The sequence below is a fragment of the Protofrankia sp. CiP1_Cm_nod3 genome (assembly GCF_982290655.1).
Genome location: NZ_CEVIVD010000024.1, coordinates 40,069 through 44,228 on the forward strand (window position 1 = coordinate 40,069; position 4,160 = coordinate 44,228).

Annotated in this window: 5 protein-coding genes; 1 reads left to right on the forward strand and 4 read right to left on the reverse strand. The window is 73.5% G+C overall.

The genetic code is table 11. The features are described from left to right. From AC5LUJ_RS07525 to dut, 4 genes are all read right to left on the reverse strand, one after another. Positions 1-724, reverse strand: a 724-nt coding sequence (locus tag AC5LUJ_RS07525) for a TRAM domain-containing protein (RefSeq protein WP_493464692.1), incomplete at its 3' end; no start/stop codon positions are given. After that, positions 721-1,425, reverse strand: a complete 705-nt coding sequence (locus AC5LUJ_RS07530; RefSeq protein WP_250290827.1) for a DUF3159 domain-containing protein — start codon at positions 1,423-1,425, stop codon at positions 721-723. The genes AC5LUJ_RS07530 and AC5LUJ_RS07525, both read right to left, overlap by 4 nt. A 477-nt stretch (positions 1,426-1,902) precedes the next feature. Then, positions 1,903-2,661: a DUF3710 domain-containing protein gene (locus AC5LUJ_RS07535; protein WP_250284900.1), complete on the reverse strand. Its 759-nt coding sequence runs from the start codon at positions 2,659-2,661 to the stop codon at positions 1,903-1,905. Between the two features lie 176 nt (positions 2,662-2,837). Continuing rightward, on the reverse strand, positions 2,838-3,368 hold the full coding sequence (gene dut, locus AC5LUJ_RS07540) for a dUTP diphosphatase (RefSeq protein WP_250284898.1): 531 nt from the start codon (positions 3,366-3,368) through the stop codon (positions 2,838-2,840). A gap of 397 nt (positions 3,369-3,765) precedes the next feature. Between dut and AC5LUJ_RS07545 the strand changes: the two genes are divergently transcribed. Further along, on the forward strand, positions 3,766-4,160 hold a 395-nt coding region (locus tag AC5LUJ_RS07545; protein WP_493464693.1), incomplete at its 3' end, for a DUF3093 family protein.

Genomic DNA, 4,160 nt, shown 5'->3' on the forward strand with positions numbered 1-4,160 from the left:
CCCCACCAGCGGCACCAGCGGCACGCACCGGGAACACCCGGCCGGTGACCGCCGCGCGCACCAGTGGGTGGGCGATCAGGCAGTCCGCGGCGGGAACGATCTCGTGCGAGCGGTGGCCGCGCAGTCCGACCTCGCCCTGCGCGGTCAGCGCATACCGCATCCTGGTCCGCCAGCCCAGACCCTCACCCTCGGCCGACGGCAGGGCGTCCGACGGCAGGGCGGCCGGCGACAGCACGTCTCGCGGCGGCGCACCCGGCGATGGAGTGTCTCGCGGCTCGCCCGGCGGTGATGCGGGCGGCGGTGCGGGCGGTAAGGCGTCCACCGCCTCGACCTCGACGGGACGGTCCAGCCCGGCCAGCCGGCGCAGCTGCTCGCGGACCACCGTCGCCTTCAGTCGCCGCTGCGCGGCGAGGGAGGCATGCTGCCAGTCGCATCCCCCGCACCCGCCGGCCCCGGCGTGCGGGCACGGCGGGACGACGCGCTCCGGCGCGGCGCGCAGCACCTCGACGGCGTCCGCCCGCCAGTAGCTGCCGTGCGAGGTGTCGGTCAGCCGGGCCCGTACCCGCTCACCCGGCAGGGCGTGCCGGACGAAGACCACCCGGCCGTTGTCGCGGGCCACGCAGCTCCCGCCGTGTGCCACCGGCCCGACCTCGAGCTCGATCACGTCCTCGGCCGCACCCCCGGCTGCCGTATCCCCGGCCGCCGTATCCCCGGTCGCCGTCATCTCCCGGGACCGTCGAGGACCGTTCCCTCGATGACCGGCCCGCCGTCGGCCACGGGGCCGTCGTCCGCGGCGGGCTGGCGTGGCGCCAGCCGCCGCACGATGGCGAAGGTCGCGAGGATCGCCACGCCGAACAGGGGCAGGCCCAGAGCGATGTTGGCCGCGCCGAGCCAGCCGGGCTCACCGGCAAGATAGAGCAGGCCCTGGACGGCGAACCGGACGGTGAAGACCGCGATCCAGACGCCCGTCGCCCACACCGCGGCGCGCCGGGTGTCGGCGTGCCGGCGCCAGTTGGCGTAGCGGGGATCCAGCACCGCCATCACGTAGCCGGCGAACGGCCGGCGTACCAGCAGCGACAGCAGGCCGACGGCCGCGAACACGGCGTTCTTGGCGATGCTGGGCAGGAAGAACCCTTCGGCGCTGTGCGTGCGGGACGCGACGAAAGCGGCCACACCGACCGCGAACAGCCCGGAGAACGCCTGCTGGACCGGCTCCCGCCGCAGCAGCCGCAGCACCATGAGGGCAGCCGCGACGACGATCGCGACCACGATGCCCGCGGTCAGCCCGGCCTGGGAGTTGACGGCGACGAAGGCGGCGGTGGGAACGGCCCCGTCGACCACCCCCCGGACGCCACCGACAGCCTCGACCAGCGACACCGGCGGCTGGCGCGTCGACGGACGCCCGTCGCGGCTGGGCGCGCTCATGCGGCGACGGGCGGCCTGGGCGACAGCGTGTGTCGCGGGTCCGCGGCCGCGGGACGACTGTCGGAACTCGTCATGGCAACCGCCTTCACTGATGTGCCATCCACTGGTGTGTGCCATCCACTGGTACGCGTCATCTGGTGTGCCGTCCGCCGATCTGCGCTGTTTACCGATATCAACCTATATACGACATCTGGAACCGGCGCGACATACGCCGGGATGACACACGGGCAACGAATCAGCCCGGCCCGGTGTGCCCGCGTCCCACTGGTGGCCCACCGAAGGCCGGCGGGACCGGCCGGGCCCGCTGGCCGGTGTTCCCAGAAACGGGACGCGGGAAAACCGGGAGGACGCGGCCGTGCCACCGTGGGCCCGTCCACGCCCCGGCGCCCCGGCCGTGGGTGGCCACAACCGGCCCCGGCGGACATCGACACAGGCATCGGTGAACCTCGGCAGGACCTCGACCGGCCTCGACCGGCCTCAACCGGCTTCCGCGATCCGCACACCCGGGGCCGGCATCCGAGCCGTCGGCGTCGCGACACCGCCGACGGCCTCGCGCGGATCCGGGCCTGGGAGGCTCCGGCCGTCCGGAGCGTCCGGGCTGTGCGGGTCGGTGAGCTCCCGGGGCAGTTTCAGTGGCAGCGGGTCACGCAGCGGCATCGCCTGGTCACCGCGTACCACCACCAGCCGGCGCAGCGCCTCGGCCAGCGGCGGGGCGGCGGCCGGATCGAGCGCGGCATAACCGGTGAACACGACCCGCAGGAACCAGCGCGGGCCGTCGATCCCCAGCATACGGCCGGGTATGAACTCCCCCGGTGTACCGGTCGGCAGCTGCAGGCGCAGTTCCCTGCCGTAGGGGCCACCGGTCTCCTCTGCCGTCCCGGCGGCGGTACGCAGGGAGCCGACGATCTCGGCCCGCACCTCGTCCCACAGGCCGGCGCTCTTCGACGCGGCGAACGCCGACAGCTCCATCCCGCTCTGCCCGTCCCTCAACGTCACCGTGAGCAACTGCCCGGAGGCCTGGTCGACCTGGAACTGCACCTGGACCCCGTCGATCACCGGAACCCGCAGCGACCCCAGATCAAGCCGGCGGACGTGGTCGGCCGGGGCCTGGTCGGCGTCGTGGGGACCATCATGATCAACCTCGGCCGGGTCGTGCCCGGCCTCGTCATACTCGTCCCGGTACTCCTGCGAATCCCGCCAGCCGCGACCGGCGCGCCTACGACCGCGCCGGAACACCGCGACCACTTCCTGTTCTCACGATCAGCTTCCCTGTCGTCACGATCGGCTCCTCACGCGTGTGATGGCCGGGTGTCCCCCGGCAGGATCGGGCGGCACCGGCCCCGTCCCAGACCGGAGGAAGCCGGCCGCGGATCCACGGGTGGACCGGGCCGAAGCCGGGGCCGGGGCCGGGGTCAGGCGAAACCGCCGGTCGACCCGAAGCCGCCCACGCCACGCACCGTCGGCGGCAGTTCGGCGACCTCCTGGAACGCCGCCCGTTCCACCCGCTGGATGACGAGCTGAGCGATCCTGTCACCACGGCGCAGCACCACCGTCTCACGGGGATCGGTGTTGACGAGCACAACTTTGATCTCACCACGGTAACCGGTGTCGACCGTACCTGGCGCGTTCACGATGGACACCCCGTGGCGTGCCGCCAGGCCGCTGCGCGGGTGGACGAACGCCGCGTACCCCTCGGGGAGCGCGATGGCGATCCCCGTCCCCACCAGTGCGCGCTCGCCCGGGGCGAGTGTGACGTCCCGCGTCGTGACAAGATCCGCGCCGGCGTCGCCGGCATGGGCGTAGGCCGGCAGCGGGAGATCCGGATCGAGCCGGTGTACCAGCACCTCCAGCGGGCCGGCCCCGGCAGGGGCTGCCCCGCTGTGCGGGCCTGCGACATGAGGCCCTCCGATGTGAGGCGTGGTGAGGTTGTCCGTCGCGGTCATGAGCCCCTCGTGATCTGGCGGATGCGGGCCGTCACCGGCGACACGCCGGAGCGCGGCGGGACGCCGAAGTAACAGCACATCGAAGACTAGCCGGCCGGAAAACAGACGATCATGGCTGTCCGCGCGGGACCACGGCGGAGACCGTCACCGCGCCACCCCGCCCGGCACGGCCCGGCACGGCCCGGCACCACCTGGCCCAACAACCCGCCGCCCGAACGGCTCGCCGCAGCCACGGCGGGGCCGACACATCAACGCACCGGTCAGACGCGTCCGCGCGGCGGCGGAGCCGGCGAACCCACGGGAAAAGACGGGCACCGCGGACGACCGGTGACGGACGCGCGAGTGATGGCCGCCGCGGTGGATACTGACCGACATGCGCTACGAGGAACGGCTGGCTGTGCCCCGACTGTGGCATGTCTGGGCCGCGGTCTGTGCCGGCGTCTTCGGAAGCTACTTCACCGTGTACACGGATTCCGCCTGGGTCCGGGCCGCCGTCTACGCCGGCATGTTCGCCGGGATGGAGGCGGCGCTGTGGGCCCTCGGGCGGGCCCGGCTGACCGTGACCGACCAGACGGTGGCCGCGGCCGGCCGGGTGCTCCCCCGGGACGGCGTGCGCGATGCCGTCGCATGCTCCGACATCCGCACGGCGCTGGCTCCGGGGGTGCACGCCGTGACCAGGCCGTGGATCCGTACCGGCGTGTGGATACGCACGGCCGGCGAGGTGTGGGTGCTCTCGTGTCGGCACCCCGACAGGTTCGTGGCGGCGACGGACGTGCGTGGCCACCCGCTGAC